Genomic DNA, 21,775 nt, shown 5'->3' on the forward strand with positions numbered 1-21,775 from the left:
ATGCAACAATGCAGCCCGCGCGGGCGGGCTGCGCTTCGGCCGCAACCAGCGTCGCTCGCTGACTAGCCCCTTCTCATGACGCCAAGCAACAACGTGACGAGGAAGATCACGAGGAAGATGAAGAACAGGATCTTGGCGATCGATGCCGCACCCGCCGCGATGCCGCCGAAACCGAACACGGCGGCAATGATCGCGATGATAAAGAAAATGACAGCGTATTGAAGCATGACGTCCTCCTGCATCCGGCGCGAGCCGGCTCAAGGGTGGTCGCCGCGCCCCGGCGCCGCGTGCGGTCGCCCGATGCCCGGCATCTGGTTGAGCAGGACGGATCAACGCGCCCGCCCCTGCAGGATCATGACAGCAAGCGCGGTGCCCGAGACCGGGCAGGCACTCGCGGGAAATGGCGTGACGCAATGATATTGGCAGGATGTTGGCAAACACGCGCGCGCCGCAAAAGCGCGCGCTTCGTGACGCGTTACGCCACTTGCGGATGCCAGCCGGCGCGCTGGAACGCCGTAGCGAAGAAAAGCACCTGGTAGCGGATCGAGTTCGACCAATAGGACCACGTATGGCCGCCTGGACGTTCCGCGTAATCGTGAGGCACGCTGAGTTCGACGAGCTTTTCGTGCAGCATCCGATTCGATTGCACGAAGAAGTCGCTCACGCCGCAGTCGATGGTGAGCGCGATATGGGCGTGTTCGAAGTCCTGAGCGCTATCCACGATCGCATTGCTGTTCCAGAACGACGCGTGCCGCGCGGGATCGCCGAATACGTGATCGATGCCGGGTTCGTCCTCGCAGTTGCGCGGATCGACGGCGCCGCTAATGCTGCCGGCCGCGCCGAACGTCTCCTGCCGGTCCAGCGCGATGCGCAGCGCACCGAATCCGCCCATGCTCAAACCCGTGATCGCGCGCGCCTCGCGCGTGGCGATCGTGCGGAAATGCGTGTCGATATACGACACGACCTCGCTGCCCACATACGTTTCATAACGACTGCTCCGGTCGAACGGGCTGTCGATGTACCAGCTCTCGTGACCGCCGTCCGGCATCACGAGCACCACGTGATAACGGTCGGCGAGCTTGCCGATGCGGGTGTTCGAGGTCCAGTCGGCATAGCTGCCGCCCGAGCCGTGCAGCACGTAGATGACCGGAAAGCGCGCGGCGTGGTTGCCGCGCGCGTAGTCGTCGGGCAAAACGACGGTCGCGTCGAACGAGCGCTGCATCGCCGCGCTGGGAATCGAAACGACACGCGTCTGGTAGGCCCAGACGGGTGCACTGAGAAGCAGCGCCAGAACGAACCAGCATGCGCGGACTATAGCCATGAGAAGTCGCTCTTGTGTTGACTGCCACGAAAGACCACTGCTTTCGTCGACTCTAACAAGGGCCACTTACAACCAAATTTCAGCGTGCCATACGAATGGGCGACAATGATCCTATCCCATTTTTTTCCCGAATACTGTATCCAGTGAAAGGGGATGGCGGCCGAGCCTCAGCCCCTGCCCCTCAAACCCGCAACGTGAATCAGAAGTTGAAGTTATCGATATTCGAAGCATCGAACGTCGTGGGCGGCCCGAGAATCACCTCACCGCCCTTGCCGATCGTGCGTTTGCCGAGCTTGCCCGCGTCAAACGACTCGCCTTCCTTGCCCGTGATCGTGCCTGAAGCCAGATTGGCCGCCGCATACGCGGCGAGATAGCCGAGTGCACCCGGATCCCAAAGCTGGAACGCCTTCACGGTGCCGTTCTTCACGAACGCGCGCATCTGGTTAGGCGTGCCGAGACCCGTCACCGCCACCTTGCCTTTGCTCGGCGACGAAGAGATATAACGCGCCGCTGCTGCGATGCCGACCGATGTGGGCGCAACGATTGCCTTCAGGTTCGGATACGCCTGCAGCAAGCCCTGCGTCTCGACAAAGGACTTCTGGTCGTCGTCGTTGCCGTAGGCGATTTTCACGAGCTTCATCTTCGAATACTCGGGCTTCTTCAGTTCTTCCTGCATCCACTTGATCCAGGTATTCTGGTTCGTCGCGTTGGGCGTGGCCGAAAGAATCGCGAACTCGCCCTCGCCGCCCATCAGCTTCGAAACGAGCTGGATCTGGCCGCGGCCGATGCTTTCCGCGTTCGCCTGGTTCACGAAGATCTGCCGCCCTTCGGGCGCCGTGTCCGAGTCGAACGTGACGACCTTGATGCCTTGATCCATTGCGCGCTTCAAATACGGCACGAGCGCATTCGCATCGTTGGCCGCAATGACGATCGCGTCCTGGTGCTGCGTGGTGAGCGTATTGATGTACGAGACCTGCGAGGACGCGCCCGCGTCCGAAGGTCCGACCACCTTGCCGTCGCCCTTGAACGCCTTGATTGCGTCCATGCCGCCGTTATCGGCGATCACCTCGTAGGGGTTGTTGATCTGCTTGGGCACGAACGCGATCTTCAACCCCTCCTTGATGCCGGCCGCGTGCGCCGCGACGCTGCCTCCCATTAGCATCGCGCACAGCAAGGCCGTACACACGTGACGTACTGGCTTTCTCATGACTCGTCTCCTCGATGGGTACCGGACGCGTCCGGCTGATTGACTGCCTCTTGACTTCCCTGCCTGTTTTCACGCCACGCTCAAGCCGCCCGCGCCAGCGCGCGGCGGTCGCGCATCGTGCGCCAGCGGGCGGCGAGATTCGGGATCAGCACCGAAGCCAGCAGCAGCGCCCCGGTCACGATCGTGAGCGTTTCGCTCGACACATCGACGAGCGTGAGCGCGTTCTTCAGCACACCGACGATCAGCAGCGAGAGCAGTACGCCATACATCGACCCGCGCCCGCCAAAAATGCTTACGCCGCCAAACAGCACCGCCGCGATCACCGAAAGCTCGAAGCCCTCGCCGTTGTCGCCCCGCGCGCTCGTGAAGCGCAGCGTATAGACCATGCCCGCGAGCGCGCTCATCACGCCCGAGAGCATGAACAGGCGCAGCTTGATCTTCGGCACGTCGATGCCCGAGAACGACGCGGCCGTACTGTTCGCACCGATCGCGAAGAGGCTGCGGCCGAACGCTGTGGCCTGCAGCCATATCGTGAACACGATGGCGCACGCCGCGACGATCAGGAACGGCAACGGGATGAACGTGCTGCCCAGGTTGCTCATGCCGAAGAGCGTATAACCCGGCGGAAAGTCGGCAATCGCCTGGTCGCCGAGCAACACGTAAGCCAGCCCGCGAAACAGCGCGAGCGTGCCGATCGTCACCGCGAGCGAAGGCAGATTGAGCTTCACGATCACGAGACCGTTGAAAAGACCTGCGAGGCCGCCCGCCACGAGCACGAGCGCCATGGCGACCGGCATCGGCAAGCCCATGTGCCACAGGACGCCCAGCAAGGCGCTCGATGCGCCGAGCACCGAGGCCACCGAAAGATCGATTTCGGCGGCAACGATGATGAGCGTCATCGGCAACGCCATGAGTGCGACTTCGGTGAGGTCCGCCAGCACGTTGCTGATGTTCGCGCCCGTGAGGAACACAGGCGAGAGCACGCGCCCCACCACCAGCGATGCCATGAGAATGACGACGAGCAGCGCTTCCCAGTCAAGCGGCAAGCCGGGCTTGCGCGTGAGCAGCGCGGCGTCGGGTTTCGGGGCGTTCCTAGCCATGGTCGCGTTTCCTCATCATGCGTTTTGCCACTGAGCGGGCGAGCAGCGTATCGGCGGCAATGGCGGCCACGATCAGCGCGCCCTGAATCGCCTGCTCCCAGAACGGCGAGACGTGCAGCACCACGAGCGCGATGCTGATCACGCCGAGCACGAGCGCGCCGAGCGTCGCGCCGAGTATCGTGCCCACGCCGCCCGTGATCGCCACACTGCCGACCACGGCGGCCGCGACCACCTGCAGCTCGATCCCCTTCGCGGTGCTCGCCTCCACGGTGCCGAAGCGCGCGAGCCACAGCGCGCCAGCCAGGCCCGCAATTGCGCCGCTGATCAAAAAGCCCGTCGCGACGCGGCGCTCCACGTTGATGCCGGCAAGGCGCGCCGCCTCGGGGTTCGAGCCGATCGCGTAGTACTCGCGGCCCGGCCGGAACTGCTTGAGATAGACGGAGAGCGCCGCCAGCAGCACGATCGCGATGAGCGCCAGCACCGGAATGCCGAGCACCGAGCCTGTGGCGAGCCGCGAAAACGCGTCGGGCAGGCTCGTGGCGTTGATCTGCCCGCCGTGCACCCACGCGTAATCGGCGCCGCGAAAGATGTAGAGCGTGGAAAGCGTCGCGACGAGCGACGGCACGCGCCCCACGGCCACGAGCAACGCATTGATTGCACCCGCAACGAGTCCGATGGCGAGCCCGGCGATCAACGCCGCGAGCACGGGCATATGCGGGAACGCCACGTAGAGACTACCCACGCCATAAGCGCTGATGCCGACCGTCGAACCGATCGAGAGATCGATATGGCGCATCAGGATCACGATCGTCATGCCCGCCGTGAGCAAGCTCACGATGGAGACGTTGAGCAGCACGTCGCGCAGATTCTGCAGGTTGAGGAATTGCGGCCGCGCGAGCGCCGTGCCGCCCACGATCAGCAGCAGGACCACGAAAAGCGTGGTCTCGCGGCTGCGCGCCAGCGCTTCGGCCAACGCACCCGCGTTGCGCCTCAGCGGGCGCGGTTCGCCGCCGTGCAGGGGATGAGGAGAAGTGGAATGGCGCATCATGCGGCGTGCCCCAGATGAATGCTGGATTCGCCGAGCGCGGCGCTCATGATGCGCGCTTCGCTGGCGTCGGCACGGGCGATGTCGGCGGTGATGCGGCCTTCGTGCATGACGAGCACGCGGTCGGCCATGCCGAGCACTTCGGGCAGTTCGCTCGAAATCATCAGCACGGCCATGCCCTCTTTCACGAGTTCCGCGAGCGCGCCGTAGACCTCGGCCTTCGCGCCCACGTCGATGCCGCGCGTCGGTTCGTCGATGATGAGCACCTTCGGCCCGGTGGCGAGCCACTTGCCGAGCACCACCTTTTGCTGGTTGCCGCCCGAGAGCGTACCCACGGGTGCGTTCAGATCGCTCGCCTTCAGGCGCAGGCGCTTGCCCCACTGCCCGGCAAGCTCCACTTCGCGCCCCGTGGAAATGAGGCCGAAGCGCACGAGCCGCCCGAGCACCGTGAGCGACGCGTTGCGCGCAATGCTCAGTTCGAGCGCGAGACCTTGCTGACGCCGGTCCTCGGGCACGAGCGCGAGCCCTGCCTTCACGGCGGCGGCGGGCATGCCGGAGGCCAGCGGCTTGCCCGCTATCTGAACCTGCCCGGCGTCGCACGGATCGATGCCGAATATCGCGCGTGCCACTTCGCTGCGTCCCGCGCCCACGAGACCCGCGAGCGCGACGATCTCGCCCGCGCGCACGTCGAACGAAATGTCCTTGAACACGCCGCGGCGCGTGAGGCCGCGCACGCGCAGCATCACTTCGCCCGGTTGCACGTCGGCCTTCGGGTAGAACGTGGCGAGGTCGCGTCCCACCATCTTCGCGACGATGTCCTGGGTCTTGAGCGTTGCGGTAGGCGCGTTGAACACCTTGGCGCCGTCGCGCATGATCGTCACGTGCTGTGTGAGTGCGAAGACTTCTTCGAGCCGGTGCGTGATGAAGAGAATCGCCACGCCGCGCTCGCGCAGCGTGCGCGCGATCGTAAAAAGCCGCTCGACCTCGGGCAGCGATAGTGCGGCCGTGGGCTCGTCCATGACGAGCACGTTCGCGTTGAGCGAAAGCGCCTTCGCAATTTCGATCACCTGCTGGTCCGCAATCGAAAGTCCGCGCACGAGCCGTTCGGGCTTCAGTTCGACGCCGAGCGACTGGAGCAGTGCCGCGACCTCGCGATGCATCGTGTCGTAGTCGATGCGGCCCACGCGGTCCACGGGCTGACGCCCCATGTAGATGTTCTCCGCAATCGAAAGATCGAAGAACAGTGTGGGCTCCTGATAAATCACCGCGATACCGGCGTCGCGCGCCTCGCTGGGCGTTGCGAACGCACGCGCCACGCCGTCGATGCGCATTTCGCCGCCGTCGGGCTGATACACGCCTGCAAGGATCTTCACGAGCGTCGACTTGCCCGCGCCGTTTTCGCCGAGCAGCGCGTGCACCTCGCCGGGCATGAGCCTCAAGCTGCCGTCGATGAGCGCCCGCACGCGTCCGAACGACTTGCTCGCGTTACGCAGTTCGAGCCGTGCAGTGTCGTCGGCCCTGATTTTTGCTTCTGCTTCCACGCCGGTCTCCTGTGGTTGCGCACGCGCTCAAATGCGGTAAATACGTTCGGCGTTGCCGCGAAATAGCGCCGCGTTTTCGCCCTCGCTCGCGCCGCTCACGATCGACGCATACGCATGCCAAAGCTTCGGATAGGCGCTGAACAGACGGTCCACCGGAAAGTTCGAGGCGAACATCGCGCGATCCGCGCCGAATGCGTCGATCGTTTCCAGCACATAAGGGCGCAGGCTCTCGACGCTCCACGCATGATCGAACATCGCCAGTCCGCTGATTTTCACGGCCACATTCGGGCATGCCGCAAGCAGGCGCAGGCCGTCGCGCCACGCGCGGTAGCCCGCGACGCTGTTGCGGTCGACGAACATGCCCGCGTGATTGATCACGAACTGAATGCCGGGATGCGCACGAGCGAGTGCGGCCGCCTCTTCCATCTGCGACGGGTAAAGCTGCAGGTCGAACGAAAGACCGTACGTCTCCAGCAGCGCGAAGTTCTCGCGCCACGTCGCCTCGTGCATGTAATGCCGGCCCACGTAGTCGTAGAGCTTGTTTTCGTGAACGTTGAGAATCTGGCGAATGCCGCGCGTACGCGCGAACGCCGCATGCGCCTCGAGCACGGCGGGTGCATTGGGCGCGCTGAGATCGCAGGCCGCGACGATCGCGTCGGGCCATGCATGCGCCGCCCCCTCGTTCACGGCAATGTCTGCGAGCCCTTCCAGCCAGCGCGTTTCCTCCACGGGATCGTCCGGATCGTGATTCGCCTCGACGTGCACGACCTTGAGCACGTCGACGTCGCCGGCCTCGCGCAGCAAGTCGGCAGGCAGATAGTTGTGCCTGAGTTCGCGCGCATCGCCCACGAAGGACGTGCCCGGATTCGCGAGCCACGGGTAATGATGCGTATCGAGGTTCCAGAAGTGGACGTGCGGATCGACGACCTGCATGGCATGTTCCTCGCGTGTGCTCAAGACAGCTGAAAGACCTGCACGAGCGGCTGTTGCAGCGGCACGTTGTGTGCATCCGTCTGCATGATGTCGGCCATGTAATCCCACCATTTGCGCATGACGGGCAGTTCGGGCAGCGCGTCCATGCTGTGGTCGTCGCGGCGTTCGAGCACGGCAAAGAGATGGTGCGTCGCTTCGTCGAGAAAGATGCGGTAATGCTCCACGCCCGCATCGCGCAGCGCGCCCGCGAGCTCGGGCCAGATTTCGCGGTGACGCCGCTCGTATTCGTCCCGTTTACCGGGATCGAGCTGCATGCGAAACGCGATTGTCTCCATGATGTGTCTCCGTCCAGCCTCGTTACGTCGAGCGCGTATGCCGCCTGTCTGCCCCTGGCGCACGCGTCGACTCGGTGTTTGCCCTGGCTTCGCGGCACGCGGTTGCGCGCGTTTTTACGGGGTTAGCTGCGCTGTGATCCGACTATAATTCCCGCATCGATAGCCAACCAATCCGATGTTGGGATCGGGCGATGCACAAACCGGATCGCTCCATGAACCATCAAACTTCCGTCGTCGCACTCGTCAACCGGCTCAGATTCAAACACCTTGCCCTGCTCGTCGCACTCGACGACGCCCGCAACGTCCACCAGGCCGCCGACACCATCAATGTGGCCCAGCCCAGCGCGAGCCGCATGCTGAGCGACATCGAGGAAGCGTTCGGCTTCCGGCTTTTCGAGCGCAACGCGCGCGGCATGCAGCCCACCGCGCTCGGCGTCGTCACGCTCGCCTACGCACGCCGCGCGCTCGCCGAGCTCACGCGCTTTGCCGAAGACCTCGACGTGAAGCGCCGCGGCGGTCACGGCCAGCTCACCGTGGGCGCGATCATGGGCGCCGCGCCCGACCTGCTCGCGCAAGCCGTCGCCACGCTCAAGACCGAACGCCCGCTGCTGCACGTGCGCATCCTCGGCGAAACAAGCGACCAGGTCGTGCAGCTGTTGCATCGCCGCGAAGTCGATCTCGCGCTCGGGCGCCTCACCACGCCGCTGCAGCACAATGATTTCAGCTTCGAGCCGATCGCGCGGGAAACGCTCGTGCTCGTGGTGCGCGCGCGCCATCCGCTTGCGCGGCGCGAACAGGTCACGCTCGCGGAACTGATGGACTGGCCGTGGGTGGCGCAACCCATTACGAGCCCCGCGCGCGAGTTGTTTGAAGGAGAGCTCGCGCGCGCCGGTCTCGGCACGCCCGCCAATCTCACCGAGTCGGCCTCGATCTTCGCCACGCTGCAACTGCTCGAAAGCTTCGACGCCGTGGCCATGCTGCCCGAGCCGGTCGTGCGCGACCATGTGCGCGGCAAGCTGCTCGTCGTGCTGCCGCTCGAAATCGGCAAGAGCCTGCCGGGCTACGGCGTGCTCACGCGCAAGAACGAGCCGCTTGCCGAGCCCGCCGAGCATTTCGTCGGCTTGCTGCGGCGCTTTTCGCAGCCCTTCAGGAGGGACGATATCGCTCACGATGGTGCGCACGCGGCCGTGCTCGCTCCTCATTGAAACGCTTGCCCAGGGCTCACTGCAGATTCACGAACAGCCCGCCATCCACGAGCAGCGCGGCACCCGTTACATAGCGCGCGCGGTCCGAGGCGAGAAACACCACGCATTCGGCCACGTCCTCCGGCGCGCCCAGCCGCCCGAGCGGAATGCGCTTTTCGAAGCAGGCGCGCTTCTCCTCGTCGCTCAGGTCTTCGGCGTTCAGGTCGGTGGCGATAGTGCCCGGCATCACCGAATTGCAGCGTATGCCATAGGGCCCAAGCGCGATCGCGCACGACTGCATGAGCGAATGCACGCCGGCCTTGGTGGGCGTGTAGTGGGTCTGCATGCCGCCGCCCACCAGCGCGCTGATCGAACTCGTCGCCACGATCGCGCCGCCCGTGCCCTGTTCTTTCATTTGCCGCGCGACAGCCTGGGTCACGTAGAACGCACCGTTCAGGTTCACGCCTATCGTGCGTTCGAGCACGGCGGGCGGCATGTCGAGAAACGAATGGAACGGGCAGATACCCGCATTGCTTGCGAGCACATCGACCTTGCCGAAGCGCTCCACGGTCTGGCGCACGAGATCCACGCCCGTTTGCGGCGCGGCCACGTTGCCTTCCAGCGCGATCGCGCGGCGCCCCAGCCGCCCGATCTCGCCCAGCACCTCGTCGATCGCCGAGCGGCGGCCGTACGAGGCGTCGTTGTCGCCCCAGTAGTTGATCGCGACATCGGCGCCCTCGCGGGCGCTCGCAATCGCAATGGCACGGCCAATGCCGCGCGAACCACCGGTGACGATCACCACCTTGTCCTTGAGCAGCACGTGTTTCTCCTCGCAGCTTGTGATGAGCCTCGCTCGGCGCACATTCGGTGCGCTCAGTGCGTATAAGGCCGCGAAAGTTTGCAGTCCGGATTGAGCCGCACGCCGAAGCCCGGCGCGTCCGGCACCTTGAGCCGGCCTTTCACCGGCACCGGTTCGTCGAGCAGCAGCGGGGTGAACATCGGCACCACCTTGTCGGCCTTCGGCGCCATCATGAGGAACTCCGCGAACGGCGAGTTATGGCGCGTCACGACGAAGTGGTAGCTGTACACCGAGGAGCCGTGCGGCACGACCAGCACGTTGTGCGCGTCGGCGAGCGCCGAGATCTTGATGAGTTCGGTCATGCCGCCGCACCAGTTCACGTCGGGCTGGATCAGGTCGCAGCAGCCCATTTCCAGCAGCATCCGAAAGCCCCAGCGCGTCGCCTCGTGTTCGCCGGTGGACACCATCATGCCGCGCGGCACATTGCGGCGCAGTTCGGCATAGCCCCAGTAGTCGTCGGGCGGCAGGCATTCCTCGATCCACTTGAGGTCGTACGCTTTCGCGGCCAGGGCGAGGCGCGTGGCATAGCGCACGTCGAGGCTCATCCAGCAGTCGTACATGAGCCAGAAGTCGTCGCCTACGCGTTCGCGCATCGTGGCGAGCCATTCGATGTTCTTTCTGAGGCCCTCCTCGCCTTCGGCCGGACCATGCAGCAGCGGCAGCTTGCCGCCGATGAAACCCATTTCCTTCGCGAGATCGGGGCGCGCGCCGGTCGCGTAGAACATCAGCTCGTCGCGCACCGGGCCGCCGAGCAGCTGATACACGGGTTCCTTGCGAATCTGCCCGAGCAGGTCCCACAGCGCGAGATCGACGCCCGATATGGTGTTGAGCACGACACCCTTGCGGCCGTAGTAGAGCGTGGCGAAGTACATCTGATCCCACATCTTCTCGATGTCGGTCACGCGCTGCCCTTCGAGAAAGCGCGCGAGATGCTTCTCGACGATGAATGCACCGATCTCGCCGCCCGTGGTCACGGCAAAGCCCACGGTGCCGTCGCTCGCCTCCACTTCCACGACGAGCGTGCCGAGCACGTCGATGCCGAACGAACGGCGGCTCTGACGATACTCGGGATAGCGCGCCATGGGCGTGGAAATATGGTCGTCGATCCAGTGGCCGTCGGGCTGATCGTGATAATCGGCGCCGCCGCCGCGCACGGTGAAGGCGCGCACGTGTTTGATGGTTGGCATGGCCATGTTACGTAGCTCCTGGGTAAGGGATTCATGCGCGCGGGTCGTGCTTCCCGCCTCAGTAAGTCGCCCGCCCGCCCGAAAGGTCGAACACCGAACCGGTGCTGAACGCGCAGTCTTCCGTCGTGAGCCATACGATCATCGAAGCCGCCTCGTCCGGCATGAGGAAGCGGTTCATCGGGATCTTCGCGAGCATGTAGTCGATATGCTGCTGCGACATCGAATCGAAAATCTCGGTCCTGGCCGCCGCCGGCGTCACGGCATTGACGAGCACGCCCTTCGTGGCAAGCTCCTTGCCGAGCGACTTGGTCAGCCCGATGAGCCCGGCCTTCGATGCACTGTAGTGCGAAGCATTCGGATTGCCTTCCTTGCCGGCCACCGAGGCGATATTGACGATGCGCCCGTAGCCCTGCTCGATCATGCGCGGCACCACGGCGCGGCAGGTCAGGTAGCTGCCGATCAGGTTTACTTCGATCACGCGGCGCCACACGTCCACGGGCAGTTCCCACGTGAGGCCATTGCCGCCCGTGATTCCCGCGCTGTTCACGAGCGCATGAATCGCGCCGTGTGCTTTCACGGTTTGCTGGGCGGCTGCCTCGACCGAGGCTTCGTCGGTCAATTCGACCGTCACCACCGAGACGCTGCCCAGATCCGACAACCCGGCGCGTGCGCGTTCGAGCCGCTCGGCGTCGATGTCCCAGAGCGAGACGGCCGCGCCCGAACGCAGTGCCCGTTGCGCCACGGCATAGCCCAGACCGCGCGCGCCGCCCGTCACGACCATCACGCGGTTGCCCAGATCCAGTTGATTCATTGCGCCTGCCCTCCTTGTTGCGCCACGAGGCGTTGCTGTTGGTCGCCGAGGCCGCTCGCGCCCAGCATGGGAATCGATCGTTGACAGCCAATATAGGTGCGCCGCGATAGCCGAACAATCCGAAAGCCGCATGAGGCGATAGCGAAACCGGATCGCGCTTTTGGCTTTGTACGGTTGATGCGCCATGGTTGGTAAGCAGACGAACCAAAGCCCGCGAACGCCGTGGTGGCGTACGCGGGCTTTGTGCACTGCAACGCGCCTGTTTTGCAGGCGCGACAGGGTGAGCGCGGTTAGTGCATCGCGTGCAGGTAATGATAGAGACCGGCTGCAGCCGCGCCGCCGGCAAGCGGTCCGAATACCGGAATCCACGCATAGCGCCAGTCGCTGTCGCGCTTGCCCGGAATCGGCAGCAGTGCGTGCATGATGCGCGGCGAGAGATCGCGCGCCGGGCTCATCGCATAGCCGGTCGGGCCGCCGAGCGAAATGCCGATGCCGAGCACGAGCAGGCCGACGGGCAGCGCATCGAGCGCGCCGAGTCCCACCTGCGGCGAGGCCAGGTAGAGCACGCCGAGGATCAGCACGAAGGTGCAGATCGCTTCCGTCAACACGTTGTGCCGCTTGCTGCGAATGGCGGGCGCCGTGCAGAACACTGCGAGCTTGATATCCGGGTCGGCTTCGTTCGCAAAATGCTGTCGATAGGCAAGCCACACTAGCAGTGCGCCCGCCATGCCGCCGAGCATCTGCGCCGCGATATAACCGCCGACCTTCGACCACGCGAACTTGCCCGCGAGCGCGAGGCTGATTGTGACGATCGGGTTGAGGTGCGCGCCGCTGAACGAAGCGGTCACGTAGACCGCCACGAACACGGCCATGGCCCAGCCCATCACGATGACGATGAGGTCGGCGCCCTTGCCCTTCGTTTTCGCCAGCAGCACGTTTGCAACGGCGCCGTTGCCTAGCAGCACGAGAATGGCCGTGCCGATGAACTCCGCAAGATAGGGTGACATGATTTTCGTAGTCTCTCTCTGCCCGCGCGGTGCATGCGCACGAAGCGCATGCCATCCCGCTGCGGGTTATGTTAATTAGTTATGCTTGTTTGGCGGAAAAGCGTGTTGCGCGGCTCAGTGCGAGTCGTCCGCCCAGGCCTTGGCCGCACGCACCGCGCGCTGCCAGCCCGCGCGGCAGGCGTCGACCTGCGCGGCCGGCATGGACGGCGCGAAACGGCGGTCGAGCTTCCACTGGCTCTGCAGTTCGCCCACGTTCTGCCAGTAGCCGGTTGCGAGGCCGGCGAGGTAGGCCGCGCCGAGCGCCGTGGTTTCGGTGATCTTCGGGCGCACCGCGTCCACGCCGAGCAGGTCTGCCTGGAACTGCATGAGCAGATTGTTCGCGCTCGCGCCGCCGTCCACCCGCAGCTCGCCCACGCTGATGCCCGAATCCGCTTCCATTGCGGCCAGCACATCGAGCGACTGGTACGCGATCGAATCGAGCGCCGCGCGCGCGAGGTGCGCCGCGGTCGTGCCGCGCGTCACCCCGAACAGCGTGCCGCGTGCGTGCGCGTTCCAGTGCGGCGCGCCGAGGCCCGCGAAGGCCGGCACGAGATACACGCCGTCCGTATGCGGCACGCTCGCGGCGAGCGCTTCGATTTCCGGCGCGCTCTTGATGATGCCCATGCCGTCGCGCAGCCACTGCACCACCGCGCCCGCAATGAAGATACTGCCTTCGAGCGCGTAGTTGACCTCGTCGCCGATCTGCCAGGCAATCGTCGTGACGAGGTTGTTCTTCGACTCGATGGGCTTCGTGCCCGTGTTCATCATCAGGAAGCAGCCCGTGCCGTAGGTGTTCTTCACCATGCCCGTGCTCGTGCACATCTGGCCGAACATCGCGGCCTGCTGGTCGCCCGCGATGCCGGCAAGCGGAATCTTCGAGGCGAACACCGTGGTCTTCGTCGGACCATAAACTTCGGATGACGAACGGACTTCCGGCAGCATGCTGCGCGGAATTTCGAGCGCGTCGAGCAGTTCGTCGTCCCATTGACGCGTGTGAATATTGAAGAGCATGGTACGCGACGCGTTCGTCACGTCGGTCACGTGCAGTTCGTGCTTCGTGAAGTTCCACACGAGCCAGCTGTCCACGGTGCCGAACGCGAGCTTGCCTCGCCGCGCTTTTTCGCGTGCGCCGGGCACGTTGTCGAGAATCCAGCGAATCTTGGTTGCCGAGAAGTACGAATCGATCGGCAGACCCGTCTTCGCGCGCACTGTCTCTTCGAGGCCGCGTGCCTTGAGCGAGTCGCAGAAGTCGGCCGTGCGGCGGTCCTGCCACACGATGGCGTTATAGACGGGATGGCCCGTCTCGCGGTCCCAGACGATCGTCGTCTCGCGCTGGTTCGTAATGCCGATCGCGGCGATATTGGTGCCGTTCATGCCGGCACGCGTCACGGCCTCGGCGGCGACGCCCGCCTGCGTCGACCAGATTTCCTGCGGATCGTGCTCGACCCAGCCCGGCTGCGGATAAATCTGTTCGAACTCCTTCTGGGCGATCGAAACGATGTTGCCCTGGCGGTCGAAAAGCATGGCGCGCGAACTCGTGGTGCCCTGGTCGAGCGCAAGAATGTACTGTTCCTGCATGTCTCTCATCTCCGTCTGTACTAGTTGTGATGACGCGCCGCGGGAACGGCGCGTTGGGGGGTGCGTGACTTACCTTGCGTGATGCCGGCGAGCTTCAGTGCTGCGCGGTCGCTGTCGCGCTTGCTGCGGCAAACCAGTGATCGATTGCGGCGGCCACGCCATTGAGCGTGCCCGGCGCCACATGCAGGCCCAGCTTCGAGCGGCGCCACAACACGTCTTCGGCGCGCGTGGCCCATTCGGCGTTGCGCAGGTAGCGCAACTCGGCTTCGTATATGCCCGGCACAACTTCGGCGCCGAGGTCCGCGAGCGACTGCGCGTTGCCCACGAGATGCCCGGCGCGCGTACCGTACGCGCGTGCGTAGCGGCGCGCAAGCGCTGCTGGCAGCCACGCGTGGCGTCTGGCGAAGTCCTGTGCAAAAGGCTCGAAACGCGCGTTCGCGATATCGCCGCCAGGCAGCGGCACGCCCGCCGTCCACGCAGGCGCGGCGTGGCCAAGCACGCGGCACAGCATGTCCGAAGCCTCTTCCGCGAGCTTGCGGAAAGTCGTGATCTTGCCGCCGAACACCGAAAGCAGCGGCGCGCCAGCGGTTTCGTCGAGTTCGAGCTTGTAGTCGCGCGTGACGGCGGACGCGTTCTCCGCGCCCTCTTCCTCGAGCAGCGGACGCACGCCCGAGTAGGTCCATTGCACGTCGGCCGGCGAAATCTTGCGTTTGAAATAACGGTTGATCGACTCGCACAGATAGCGCGTTTCGTCGCCGTCGATCGCGACCTTCGCGGGGTCGTTGTGATACTCCACGTCGGTCGTGCCAATGAGCGTGAAGTCGTGCTCGTACGGAATCGCGAAGATGATGCGCTTGTCCGGGTTCTGGAAGATGTACGCGTGGTCGTGCCCGAACAGGCGCTTCGTGACGATATGGCTGCCTTTCACGAGCCGCACGCTGTGCTGCGCGCCGCGCCCGAGCGCACCGTGCAGCACCTCGCCCACCCACGGGCCGGCCGCGTTGGCGATGGCGCGGGCGCGCACGTCGAAGGTGCTGCCGTCCGGGCGGCGCAGAAGCGCCTGCCATTCGCTGTCCGTGCTGCGCGCGCTGTCCGCGCCGGTCGCCGCGTTCGTGCGCACGGCGGAAACGAGCTTCGTGCGCGTGAGGATTTGCGCGCCGCGCTCCTGCGCGTCGAGCGCGTTGAGCACGACGAGGCGCGCGTCGTCGACCCAGCCGTCCGAATACACGAAGCCGCGCTGGATCGAGTCGATGAGCGGCTCGCCCGCCGCGTGGCGGCGCATGTCGATGCCGCGCGAGCCCGGCAGCAATTCGCGCTTCGCGAGATGGTCGTAGAGAAACAGGCCCATGCGAATGAGCCACGCGGGGCGCAGATTCGGCATGTGCGGCATGACGAAACGCAGCGGCCACATGATGTGGGGCGCGGCGCGCAGCAGCGTTTCGCGCTCCTGCAGCGCCTTGCGCACGAGCCCGAATTCCTTGTACTCGAGATAGCGCAGGCCGCCGTGAATCAGCTTGGTGCTGGACGACGAGGTATGCGAGGCGAGATCGTCCTGCTCGCAAAGCAGCACCGACAACCCGCGGCCGGCCGCGTCGCGCGCGATGCCCGCGCCGTTGATCCCGCCGCCCACGACGAGCAGATCGTACCGGTTCTGTTGAGTCACCCTGCTGTATCCCTAAAAGAAAAACGAACCTCGAAATGTTCGAATTCGAAATTTATCGAACATTAACGAAAAAGTAAAGGTTCGAATTTCAGGCGATTTACCGAAATCGGTGCGCAAACGAACACGTATCGAACAAGGCCGAACGTTCGTCAGGCGCGAACGAAAACAGGGGCGTGAGCGGGGGTCGCCGCGTGTTTCCGGTGGGCGACACCCCGCCCACACGCGAAACGCGCTGGAATTCAGGCCGGAAAGGGAAAAACGCGCGACCAACGGGTCCGGAACAAGCGCGTACGAAAAGCCCGCGGCTTACGCGGCGACGTGGACCTGCGTGCCCGCCGCGAGCACCGCCTCGTTCATTTCCTCAGGCAGCGGCTCGTCGGTGAAGAGCGCGTGAATCTGGCTCAGATGCCCCTGGCGCACGAGCGCCGGGCGGCCGACCTTCGAATGGTCGGCCACGAGATAGACCGTGCGCGCATGCTCGATAATGGCCTGCGCCACGCGGACTTCGCGCGTGTCGAAGTCGCGCAGCGTGCCGTCGGTCTCGATAGCCGAGGTGCCGATGATCGCGTAATCCACCTTGAACTGGCGGATGAAGTCGATGGTGTGCTCGCCGACGATCCCCTTGTCCCAGGGCCGCACGACGCCGCCCGTGATCATCACTTCACAGTCGGCGTAGCCGCTCATCACGCTCGCCACGTTGAGATTGTTCGTGACGACGCGCAGGCCCTGATGATGATTGAGCGCGCGCGCGACTTCCTCGGTCGTGGTGCCGAGGTTGATGAAGAGCGAGGCCTGATCGGGAATATGCTGGGCCGCAAGGGCCGCGATGCGGCGCTTCTCCTCATGGAACATGTGCTGCCGCGCACTGTACGAGACGTTCTCCGCACTCGTCGGCAGGCTCGCGCCGCCATGATAGCGGCGCAGCAGATTCATGTCGGCGAGCCAGTTCACGTCGCGGCGGATGGTTTGCGGCGTAACGTCGAAATGCGAGGCGAGATCGTCGACCGTGACGAAGCCGTCGCGTTGCACCCATTCGAGCATTGCCTGCTGGCGCGCGTTCAGGGTGAGGCGAGGATCTCGTGTCATTGGCTCGTTTGGCATGCAAGTGAGGACCGGCCTATTGTAAGGGCTTGCCCAGCCGAATCAGGAGAAAGCCGATGCATGCCGTATGCAAATGGATAGCAGGCGCCGCACGCTTTTTTATTGACCAGAATTTCCATTTTACTGGATAATGACTCCATTATCCCGGAATAAAATCCAATGGACAACCCGACCGACGCCGGCATCAACGAGCGCATTGCCCGCTGCGTGCGCGACCTGCGCGCCACGCGCGGTCTGACGCTCGACGCGCTGGCCGCGCGCAGCGGCGTGAGCCGTTCGATGATCTCGATGATCGAGCGCGGCGCCGCCAGCCCCACGGCCGTGGTGCTCGAAAAGCTTGCGGCTGGGCTGTCGGTCTCGATGGCGAGCCTTTTCGGCGCAAGCAGCAAAAGCGCGCCCGCTATGCCGCTGGTGCGCCGCGCGCAGCAGGCCCAGTGGCGCGACCCGCAGTCGGGCTATACGCGCAGGAGCGTCTCGCCGCCCAATTGGCCTTCGCCGATCCAGCTGGTCGAAGTGGATTTCCCCGCTGGCGCGCGCGTCGCCTACGAAACGGGCAGCCGCGAGAATGTGATTCACCAGCAGGTCTGGGTCATGGATGGACGGATCGACGTGGAGCTGGGCAACGAACGGCATGCGCTTCATGCAGGCGACTGCCTCGCCATGCGGCTCGATCAGCCGCTGATCTTCAGCAATCCAGGCTCGCAGGCCGCGCGCTACGTCGTCGCCATTTGCGACGCAAGCGGTATCTGAACCCGCGTCATCCGGCTCGATCTGCCACCCTTTTCATTTAAAGAGGATTCCACATGAATTCGAACTCAGAGAGCGATGGCGTGCGCTTCATCGATTGCAACGAAACGGACCACGCGCCGGCGATTCTCGCGATCCTCAACGACGCAATCGTCAATTCAACCGCGCTCTACGACTACAAGCCTCGTCCGCCCGAGGCAATGGCAACGTGGTTCGGCACCAAGCGCGCGAACCGTTTTCCGGTCGTGGGCGCCGTGGACGAAGCCGGCACGCTACTCGGCTTCGCGAGCTGGGGCACGTTTCGCGCGTTTCCCGCCAACAAGTACACGGTCGAGCACAGCGTCTACGTGCACCGCGACCAGCGCGGCCGCGGCCTCGGCGAACGCCTGCTGCTGGAGTTGATCCGCCGCGCCCGTGAGCAACAGATTCACGTGCTCGTGGGCTGCATCGACGCGACCAATGCCGGCAGCATCGCGCTGCACGCCAAGCTGGGCTTCACGCACTCGGGAACGATCAAGGAAGTGGGATTCAAGTTCGGACGCTGGCTCGACGCCGCGTTTTACCAGCTCAATCTGGAGATGCCCGCCCCGCCCGTGGACGGCTGACGCTCGCGCGCCCGGCGCCTCAACGCGTGCTCGAACGGGCGGCAGCCGCCGTCATGGCGTTGCGGATATGGCGCGCCCGCAGCGGCGCGCGGGCCGCGCGCTTCGAGGCACACGCCGCGCGCGTGGCACGCAGCTTCGCCTGACTGCGGCTGCGGGACTCGGCCTCGCGCGTGGCGCGCCGCGCCTGCCTGCGCACGACGAGGAGCACGCAGACGATTGCCGCGACCACGGCCACGCGAAACGGCGGCGACTCGAAGGCGCGTTCCGGCACGTGCAGCAGAAGAATGGAAATGAACACGGCGGCCTGAATGAGGATCGCCGAAAGCGAGGCAGCGAAGAGGTAGGCGTGCAGGCGATCGGTCGGCGGCTTCATGGGGCTGCACTCCAGAAAGTTGCGCGGACAACGATATCCGGTATGACGGATTCCGCTCTACGCCACGGGGGTTTCAGGCGAATGTCAGGCGAATGTCAGGCGCAGGGCACCGCGCGACGCTGGACAGGGTGATGAGATCGTGCCTGTTCCAGGCTGAAGAGAACCTTAAGGAAAGGCGTCTGCAATCACGCTTTTAGCGTCGGACGACAATTCTGTATGCACGAGCCTTGCCAGCGCCTTTCATCACCTTTCGTCCTGCCTCGATTCATGCACGGCGTGAGAAGGTCTCTTCCGGTTCGTTCAGTGCTTACGTAAGGTTGGCTTAAGCTCGCCGCCGTACCCTTGCACGCAGTAATCCGTACGGCAATGCAGTCATGAATCGCACTTATGAATACCGCGGCTACACAATCCGCGTGGGCGTCGAAACAAATGGCACGGTCCCGCTCGAGCGCCTGGAAACCGGACGGCCTCGCTACACAGCGGTGGTGAGCATCACGGCGATCGACGAGCCCGCCTCGCCCTCGCCCCGGAAAATCGACAGCGCCGCCGGGCTGCCCTTCAACTCCGATATCGACGCCTTGATGGGCGGCTACAGCGAGGCCCGCCGCCTGATCGACGCACAGCTCGCCGCAGCGGCGCCCTGACCCGTCAACGCAAAAAAACGCGCGACAGCCAGAAGCCGTCGCGCGTTTCTCATCGGGACGCACAGCGTGCGTCCTGTCCCTGCACTCAGTCGCGGTTCGCCTGCAACACGGTCAGCGCGGCCATGTTGATGATGCGTCGCACCGTCGAGCTCGAGGTCAGCACGTTCACCGGCGCATTCACGCCCAGCAGGAACGGGCCGACCGCCACGTTGCTGCCCGCACCCGTCTTGAGCAGGTTGTAGGCGATGTTGCCCGAGTCCACGTTCGGGCACACGAGCAGGTTCGCCGCGCCCTTGAGCTTCGAATGCGGCAGGATACGCAGGCGCAGGGCTTCGTCCAGCGCGCAGTCGCCGTGCATTTCCCCATCGATTTCCAGATCGGGATGCTTTTCCGTCACGAGCTTGAGCACTTCACGCATCTTCGTGCCCGAAGCCGAGCTGCCCGAGCCGAAGTTCGAACGCGAGAGCAGCGCGACCTTCGGCTGCAGATTCAGCCATTCCATCTGACGTGCCGCGGCCAGCGTGAATTCGGCGATCTGCCCGGCGTCCGGGTTGTCGTTCACGTGCGTGTCGACGATCGCGACCGTGCGCTTGTCGAGCAGCAGGATGTTCATCGCCGCATACGTATTCGCGTTGCGCTGCTTGCCGATCACCTCGTCGACGAAGCGCAGGTGGTCGTGATACGCGCCCACGGTGCCGCACACCATGCCGTCCGCGTCGCCCACGCGCACCATCATCGCGCCGATCAGCGTGAGGCGGCGGCGCATTTCCACGCGCGCCATTTCCTTCGAAATGCCGTCGCGGCAACGCAGTTCCCAGTAAGTCGTCCAGTACTGGTGGAAGCGCTCGTCGTATTCGGGGTTCGTGACTTCCACGTCTTCGCCGAGCTTCAGGCGCAGACCGAACTTCTCGATACGGGCGAGCAGCACTTCCGGACGGCCGATCAGGATCGGACGTGCGAGCTTCTCGTCGACGATCACCTGCACCGCACGCAGCACGCGCTCTTCCTCGCCTTCGGCGAACACGATGCGCGACTTGCCGCCGTCACGCACGAACTGCTTCGCGGCCGAGAAAATCGGCTTCATGAACGCGCCCGAGTGATACACGAACTGCTGAAGCTCGTTCGTGTAGGCGCCAAAGTCGTCGATGGGGCGCGTGGCCACGCCGTCTTCCATCGCCGCCTTCGCAACGGCCGGCGCGATACGCACGATCAGCCGCGAGTCGAACGGTTTCGGAATCAGGTACTTCGGGCCAAAGCGCAGATCATAGGCGCCGTATGCGGCCGCCACCGAATCGTTCAGTTCTTCTTCCGCGAGCCTGGCGATCGCGTGCACGGCCGCGATTTCCATGTTGCGGGTGATGGTCGTTGCGCCCACATCGAGTGCGCCGCGGAAGATGTACGGGAAGCACAGCACGTTGTTGACCTGGTTCGGGAAGTCCGAACGGCCCGTGGCGATCACCGCGTCCGGGCGCGCCTCGAGCGCGACCTCGGGGAAGATTTCCGGCGTGGGGTTGGCGAGCGCGAGAATCAGCGGCTTGTCCGCCATCTTCCTGACCATCTCGGGCTTGAGCACGCCGCCCGCCGAAAGGCCCAGAAACACGTCCGCGCCTTCGATCACCTCGGAAAGCGAGCGGGCCGAGGTGTCCTGCGCGAAGCGTTCCTTGTCCGGGTCCATGAGCGTCGTGCGGCCCTGGTAGACCACGCCGTCGATGTCGGTCACCCAGATGTTCTTCAGCGGCAGGCCCAGATCCACCATGAGATCCAGACAGGCCAGCGCCGCCGCGCCCGCGCCCGAGGTCACGACCTTGACCTTCGTGATGTCCTTGCCGATCACTTTCAGGCCGTTCATGAACGCGGCCGAAACGGTGATGGCGGTGCCGTGCTGATCGTCGTGGAAGACCGGAATCTTCATGCGCTCGCGCAGCTTGCGTTCGACCGTGAAGCAGTCGGGGGCCTTGATGTCTTCCAGATTGATGCCGCCGAACGTGGCTTCGAGGCTCGCGATGATGTCCACGAGCTTGTCCGGGTCGCTTTCGGTGATTTCGATGTCGAACACGTCGATGCCGGCGAACTTCTTGAAGAGCACCGCCTTGCCTTCCATGACCGGCTTGGAGGCCAGCGCGCCGATGTTGCCGAGACCCAGCACGGCCGAACCGTTCGTGATCACGCCCACCAGGTTGCCGCGCGCCGTGTAGCGAAACGAGTTCTGCGGATTGTCGACGATCTCCTCGCAGGCCACGGCCACGCCCGGCGTATAGGCGAGCGCGAGGTCGCGCTGGGTGACGAGCGGCTTGCTGGCCGTCACCGAAATCTTGCCCGGAGTGGGGAATTCGTGATATTCGAGGGCGGCCTGACGATCGGTCTTGTTCATGTTCCTCACTCTGATAGTGTGCCGCACGCACGGAAGGCGCGGCGGTCGGGTTCGAATGAGGCGATTCTAGAGAGCCCTCATAACCTGCTCATTTTGATTTAGTATGGGGCCATCATTTTTTGGT

21 protein-coding genes are annotated in these 21,775 nt (G+C 64.6%); 4 read left to right on the plus strand and 17 right to left on the minus strand.

Features of this window, described 5'->3' with window-relative positions:
- Positions 1-62: 62 nt before the first annotated feature.
- The 8 genes from BHE01S_RS06995 to rhaM form a co-directional block, all read right to left on the minus strand.
- The gene (locus tag BHE01S_RS06995) at positions 63-227 is read right to left on the minus strand and encodes a DUF1328 family protein (protein WP_042262158.1); all 165 of its coding nucleotides are present in this window, start codon (positions 225-227) and stop codon (positions 63-65) included.
- Positions 228-475: 248 nt separating this feature from the next.
- Positions 476-1,321, minus strand: a complete 846-nt coding sequence (locus tag BHE01S_RS07000) for an alpha/beta hydrolase (protein ID WP_042261957.1) — start codon at positions 1,319-1,321, stop codon at positions 476-478.
- Between the two features lie 199 nt (positions 1,322-1,520).
- Positions 1,521-2,528, minus strand: coding sequence for a rhamnose ABC transporter substrate-binding protein (gene rhaS / locus BHE01S_RS07005; protein WP_042261959.1), 1,008 nt, complete (start codon positions 2,526-2,528; stop codon positions 1,521-1,523).
- Between the two features lie 80 nt (positions 2,529-2,608).
- Positions 2,609-3,628, minus strand: a complete 1,020-nt coding sequence (locus tag BHE01S_RS07010; RefSeq protein ID WP_042261961.1) for an ABC transporter permease — start codon at positions 3,626-3,628, stop codon at positions 2,609-2,611.
- A complete protein-coding gene (locus BHE01S_RS07015) occupies positions 3,621-4,676 on the minus strand; it encodes an ABC transporter permease (RefSeq protein ID WP_042261964.1) in 1,056 nt (351 codons plus the stop codon). Before BHE01S_RS07015 ends, BHE01S_RS07010 begins: the two co-directional genes overlap by 8 nt.
- A complete protein-coding gene (locus tag BHE01S_RS07020) occupies positions 4,673-6,214 on the minus strand; it encodes a sugar ABC transporter ATP-binding protein (protein WP_245639657.1) in 1,542 nt (513 codons plus the stop codon). Before BHE01S_RS07020 ends, BHE01S_RS07015 begins: the two co-directional genes overlap by 4 nt.
- 27 nt (positions 6,215-6,241) lie before the next feature.
- Positions 6,242-7,147 (minus strand): amidohydrolase family protein, encoded by a 906-nt coding sequence (locus BHE01S_RS07025; protein WP_042261966.1) that lies wholly within the window; start codon positions 7,145-7,147, stop codon positions 6,242-6,244.
- 20 nt (positions 7,148-7,167) lie between these two features.
- Positions 7,168-7,482 carry an L-rhamnose mutarotase gene (gene rhaM, locus BHE01S_RS07030; protein ID WP_042261968.1) on the minus strand — a complete coding sequence of 105 codons (315 nt, stop codon included), beginning with the start codon at positions 7,480-7,482 and terminating at the stop codon, positions 7,168-7,170.
- 212 nt (positions 7,483-7,694) lie between these two features.
- Here rhaM and BHE01S_RS07035 point away from each other — a divergent pair, with 212 nt between their 5' ends.
- Positions 7,695-8,687 (plus strand): LysR family transcriptional regulator, encoded by a 993-nt coding sequence (locus BHE01S_RS07035; RefSeq protein WP_042262163.1) that lies wholly within the window; start codon positions 7,695-7,697, stop codon positions 8,685-8,687.
- Between the two features lie 16 nt (positions 8,688-8,703).
- Here BHE01S_RS07035 and BHE01S_RS07040 read toward each other — a convergent pair whose 3' ends face one another.
- The 7 genes from BHE01S_RS07040 to BHE01S_RS07070 form a co-directional block, all read right to left on the minus strand.
- Entirely contained in the window at positions 8,704-9,486 is a 783-nt protein-coding gene (locus BHE01S_RS07040; RefSeq protein WP_042261970.1) for an SDR family NAD(P)-dependent oxidoreductase, read from the minus strand.
- Between the two features lie 53 nt (positions 9,487-9,539).
- On the minus strand, positions 9,540-10,718 hold the full coding sequence (rhmD, locus tag BHE01S_RS07045; protein WP_042261972.1) for an L-rhamnonate dehydratase: 1,179 nt from the start codon (positions 10,716-10,718) through the stop codon (positions 9,540-9,542).
- A gap of 52 nt (positions 10,719-10,770) precedes the next feature.
- Positions 10,771-11,523: an SDR family NAD(P)-dependent oxidoreductase gene (locus tag BHE01S_RS07050; protein WP_042261974.1), complete on the minus strand. Its 753-nt coding sequence runs from the start codon at positions 11,521-11,523 to the stop codon at positions 10,771-10,773.
- A gap of 290 nt (positions 11,524-11,813) precedes the next feature.
- Positions 11,814-12,530, minus strand: a complete 717-nt coding sequence (locus BHE01S_RS07055) for an MIP/aquaporin family protein (protein WP_042261976.1) — start codon at positions 12,528-12,530, stop codon at positions 11,814-11,816.
- Positions 12,531-12,644: 114 nt separating this feature from the next.
- The gene (gene glpK / locus BHE01S_RS07060; protein WP_042261979.1) at positions 12,645-14,147 is read right to left on the minus strand and encodes a glycerol kinase GlpK; all 1,503 of its coding nucleotides are present in this window, start codon (positions 14,145-14,147) and stop codon (positions 12,645-12,647) included.
- A 94-nt stretch (positions 14,148-14,241) separates the two neighbouring features.
- On the minus strand, positions 14,242-15,810 hold the full coding sequence (gene glpD, locus BHE01S_RS07065) for a glycerol-3-phosphate dehydrogenase (RefSeq protein WP_042261980.1): 1,569 nt from the start codon (positions 15,808-15,810) through the stop codon (positions 14,242-14,244).
- Between the two features lie 306 nt (positions 15,811-16,116).
- On the minus strand, positions 16,117-16,896 hold the full coding sequence (locus tag BHE01S_RS07070; protein WP_042261982.1) for a DeoR/GlpR family DNA-binding transcription regulator: 780 nt from the start codon (positions 16,894-16,896) through the stop codon (positions 16,117-16,119).
- 174 nt (positions 16,897-17,070) lie between these two features.
- Here BHE01S_RS07070 and BHE01S_RS07075 point away from each other — a divergent pair, with 174 nt between their 5' ends.
- Positions 17,071-17,661 (plus strand): helix-turn-helix domain-containing protein, encoded by a 591-nt coding sequence (locus tag BHE01S_RS07075; RefSeq protein WP_042261984.1) that lies wholly within the window; start codon positions 17,071-17,073, stop codon positions 17,659-17,661.
- A 53-nt stretch (positions 17,662-17,714) separates the two neighbouring features.
- Positions 17,715-18,263, plus strand: a complete 549-nt coding sequence (locus BHE01S_RS07080; RefSeq protein ID WP_042261985.1) for a GNAT family N-acetyltransferase — start codon at positions 17,715-17,717, stop codon at positions 18,261-18,263.
- A gap of 19 nt (positions 18,264-18,282) precedes the next feature.
- On the opposite strand, the gene BHE01S_RS07085 is transcribed toward BHE01S_RS07080, so the two are convergent.
- Entirely contained in the window at positions 18,283-18,636 is a 354-nt protein-coding gene (locus BHE01S_RS07085; RefSeq protein WP_042261987.1) for a hypothetical protein, read from the minus strand.
- A gap of 374 nt (positions 18,637-19,010) precedes the next feature.
- Here BHE01S_RS07085 and BHE01S_RS07090 point away from each other — a divergent pair, with 374 nt between their 5' ends.
- Positions 19,011-19,280, plus strand: a complete 270-nt coding sequence (locus BHE01S_RS07090; RefSeq protein ID WP_042261990.1) for a hypothetical protein — start codon at positions 19,011-19,013, stop codon at positions 19,278-19,280.
- A gap of 85 nt (positions 19,281-19,365) precedes the next feature.
- Here the strand turns inward: BHE01S_RS07090 and BHE01S_RS07095 are convergent, their stop codons facing one another.
- Positions 19,366-21,651 (minus strand): NADP-dependent malic enzyme, encoded by a 2,286-nt coding sequence (locus BHE01S_RS07095; protein WP_042261991.1) that lies wholly within the window; start codon positions 21,649-21,651, stop codon positions 19,366-19,368.
- Positions 21,652-21,775 lie beyond the last annotated feature (124 nt).

The organism is Paraburkholderia heleia NBRC 101817 (assembly GCF_000739775.1).
Classification (GTDB): Bacteria; Pseudomonadota; Gammaproteobacteria; order Burkholderiales; family Burkholderiaceae; genus Paraburkholderia; species Paraburkholderia heleia.

Coding starts and splice junctions, on each gene's coding strand:
- BHE01S_RS06995 (WP_042262158.1), bottom strand. CDS start 227: ATGCTTCAATACGCTGTCATTTTCTTTATCATCGCGATCATTGCCGCC.
- BHE01S_RS07000 (WP_042261957.1), bottom strand. CDS start 1,321: ATGGCTATAGTCCGCGCATGCTGGTTCGTTCTGGCGCTGCTTCTCAGT.
- rhaS (WP_042261959.1), bottom strand. CDS start 2,528: ATGAGAAAGCCAGTACGTCACGTGTGTACGGCCTTGCTGTGCGCGATG.
- BHE01S_RS07010 (WP_042261961.1), bottom strand. CDS start 3,628: ATGGCTAGGAACGCCCCGAAACCCGACGCCGCGCTGCTCACGCGCAAG.
- BHE01S_RS07015 (WP_042261964.1), bottom strand. CDS start 4,676: ATGATGCGCCATTCCACTTCTCCTCATCCCCTGCACGGCGGCGAACCG.
- BHE01S_RS07025 (WP_042261966.1), bottom strand. CDS start 7,147: ATGCAGGTCGTCGATCCGCACGTCCACTTCTGGAACCTCGATACGCAT.
- rhaM (WP_042261968.1), bottom strand. CDS start 7,482: ATGGAGACAATCGCGTTTCGCATGCAGCTCGATCCCGGTAAACGGGAC.
- BHE01S_RS07035 (WP_042262163.1), top strand. CDS start 7,695: ATGAACCATCAAACTTCCGTCGTCGCACTCGTCAACCGGCTCAGATTC.
- rhmD (WP_042261972.1), bottom strand. CDS start 10,718: ATGGCCATGCCAACCATCAAACACGTGCGCGCCTTCACCGTGCGCGGC.
- BHE01S_RS07050 (WP_042261974.1), bottom strand. CDS start 11,523: ATGAATCAACTGGATCTGGGCAACCGCGTGATGGTCGTGACGGGCGGC.
- BHE01S_RS07055 (WP_042261976.1), bottom strand. CDS start 12,530: ATGTCACCCTATCTTGCGGAGTTCATCGGCACGGCCATTCTCGTGCTG.
- glpK (WP_042261979.1), bottom strand. CDS start 14,147: ATGCAGGAACAGTACATTCTTGCGCTCGACCAGGGCACCACGAGTTCG.
- BHE01S_RS07070 (WP_042261982.1), bottom strand. CDS start 16,896: ATGACACGAGATCCTCGCCTCACCCTGAACGCGCGCCAGCAGGCAATG.
- BHE01S_RS07075 (WP_042261984.1), top strand. CDS start 17,071: ATGGACAACCCGACCGACGCCGGCATCAACGAGCGCATTGCCCGCTGC.
- BHE01S_RS07080 (WP_042261985.1), top strand. CDS start 17,715: ATGAATTCGAACTCAGAGAGCGATGGCGTGCGCTTCATCGATTGCAAC.
- BHE01S_RS07085 (WP_042261987.1), bottom strand. CDS start 18,636: ATGAAGCCGCCGACCGATCGCCTGCACGCCTACCTCTTCGCTGCCTCG.
- BHE01S_RS07090 (WP_042261990.1), top strand. CDS start 19,011: ATGAATCGCACTTATGAATACCGCGGCTACACAATCCGCGTGGGCGTC.
- BHE01S_RS07095 (WP_042261991.1), bottom strand. CDS start 21,651: ATGAACAAGACCGATCGTCAGGCCGCCCTCGAATATCACGAATTCCCC.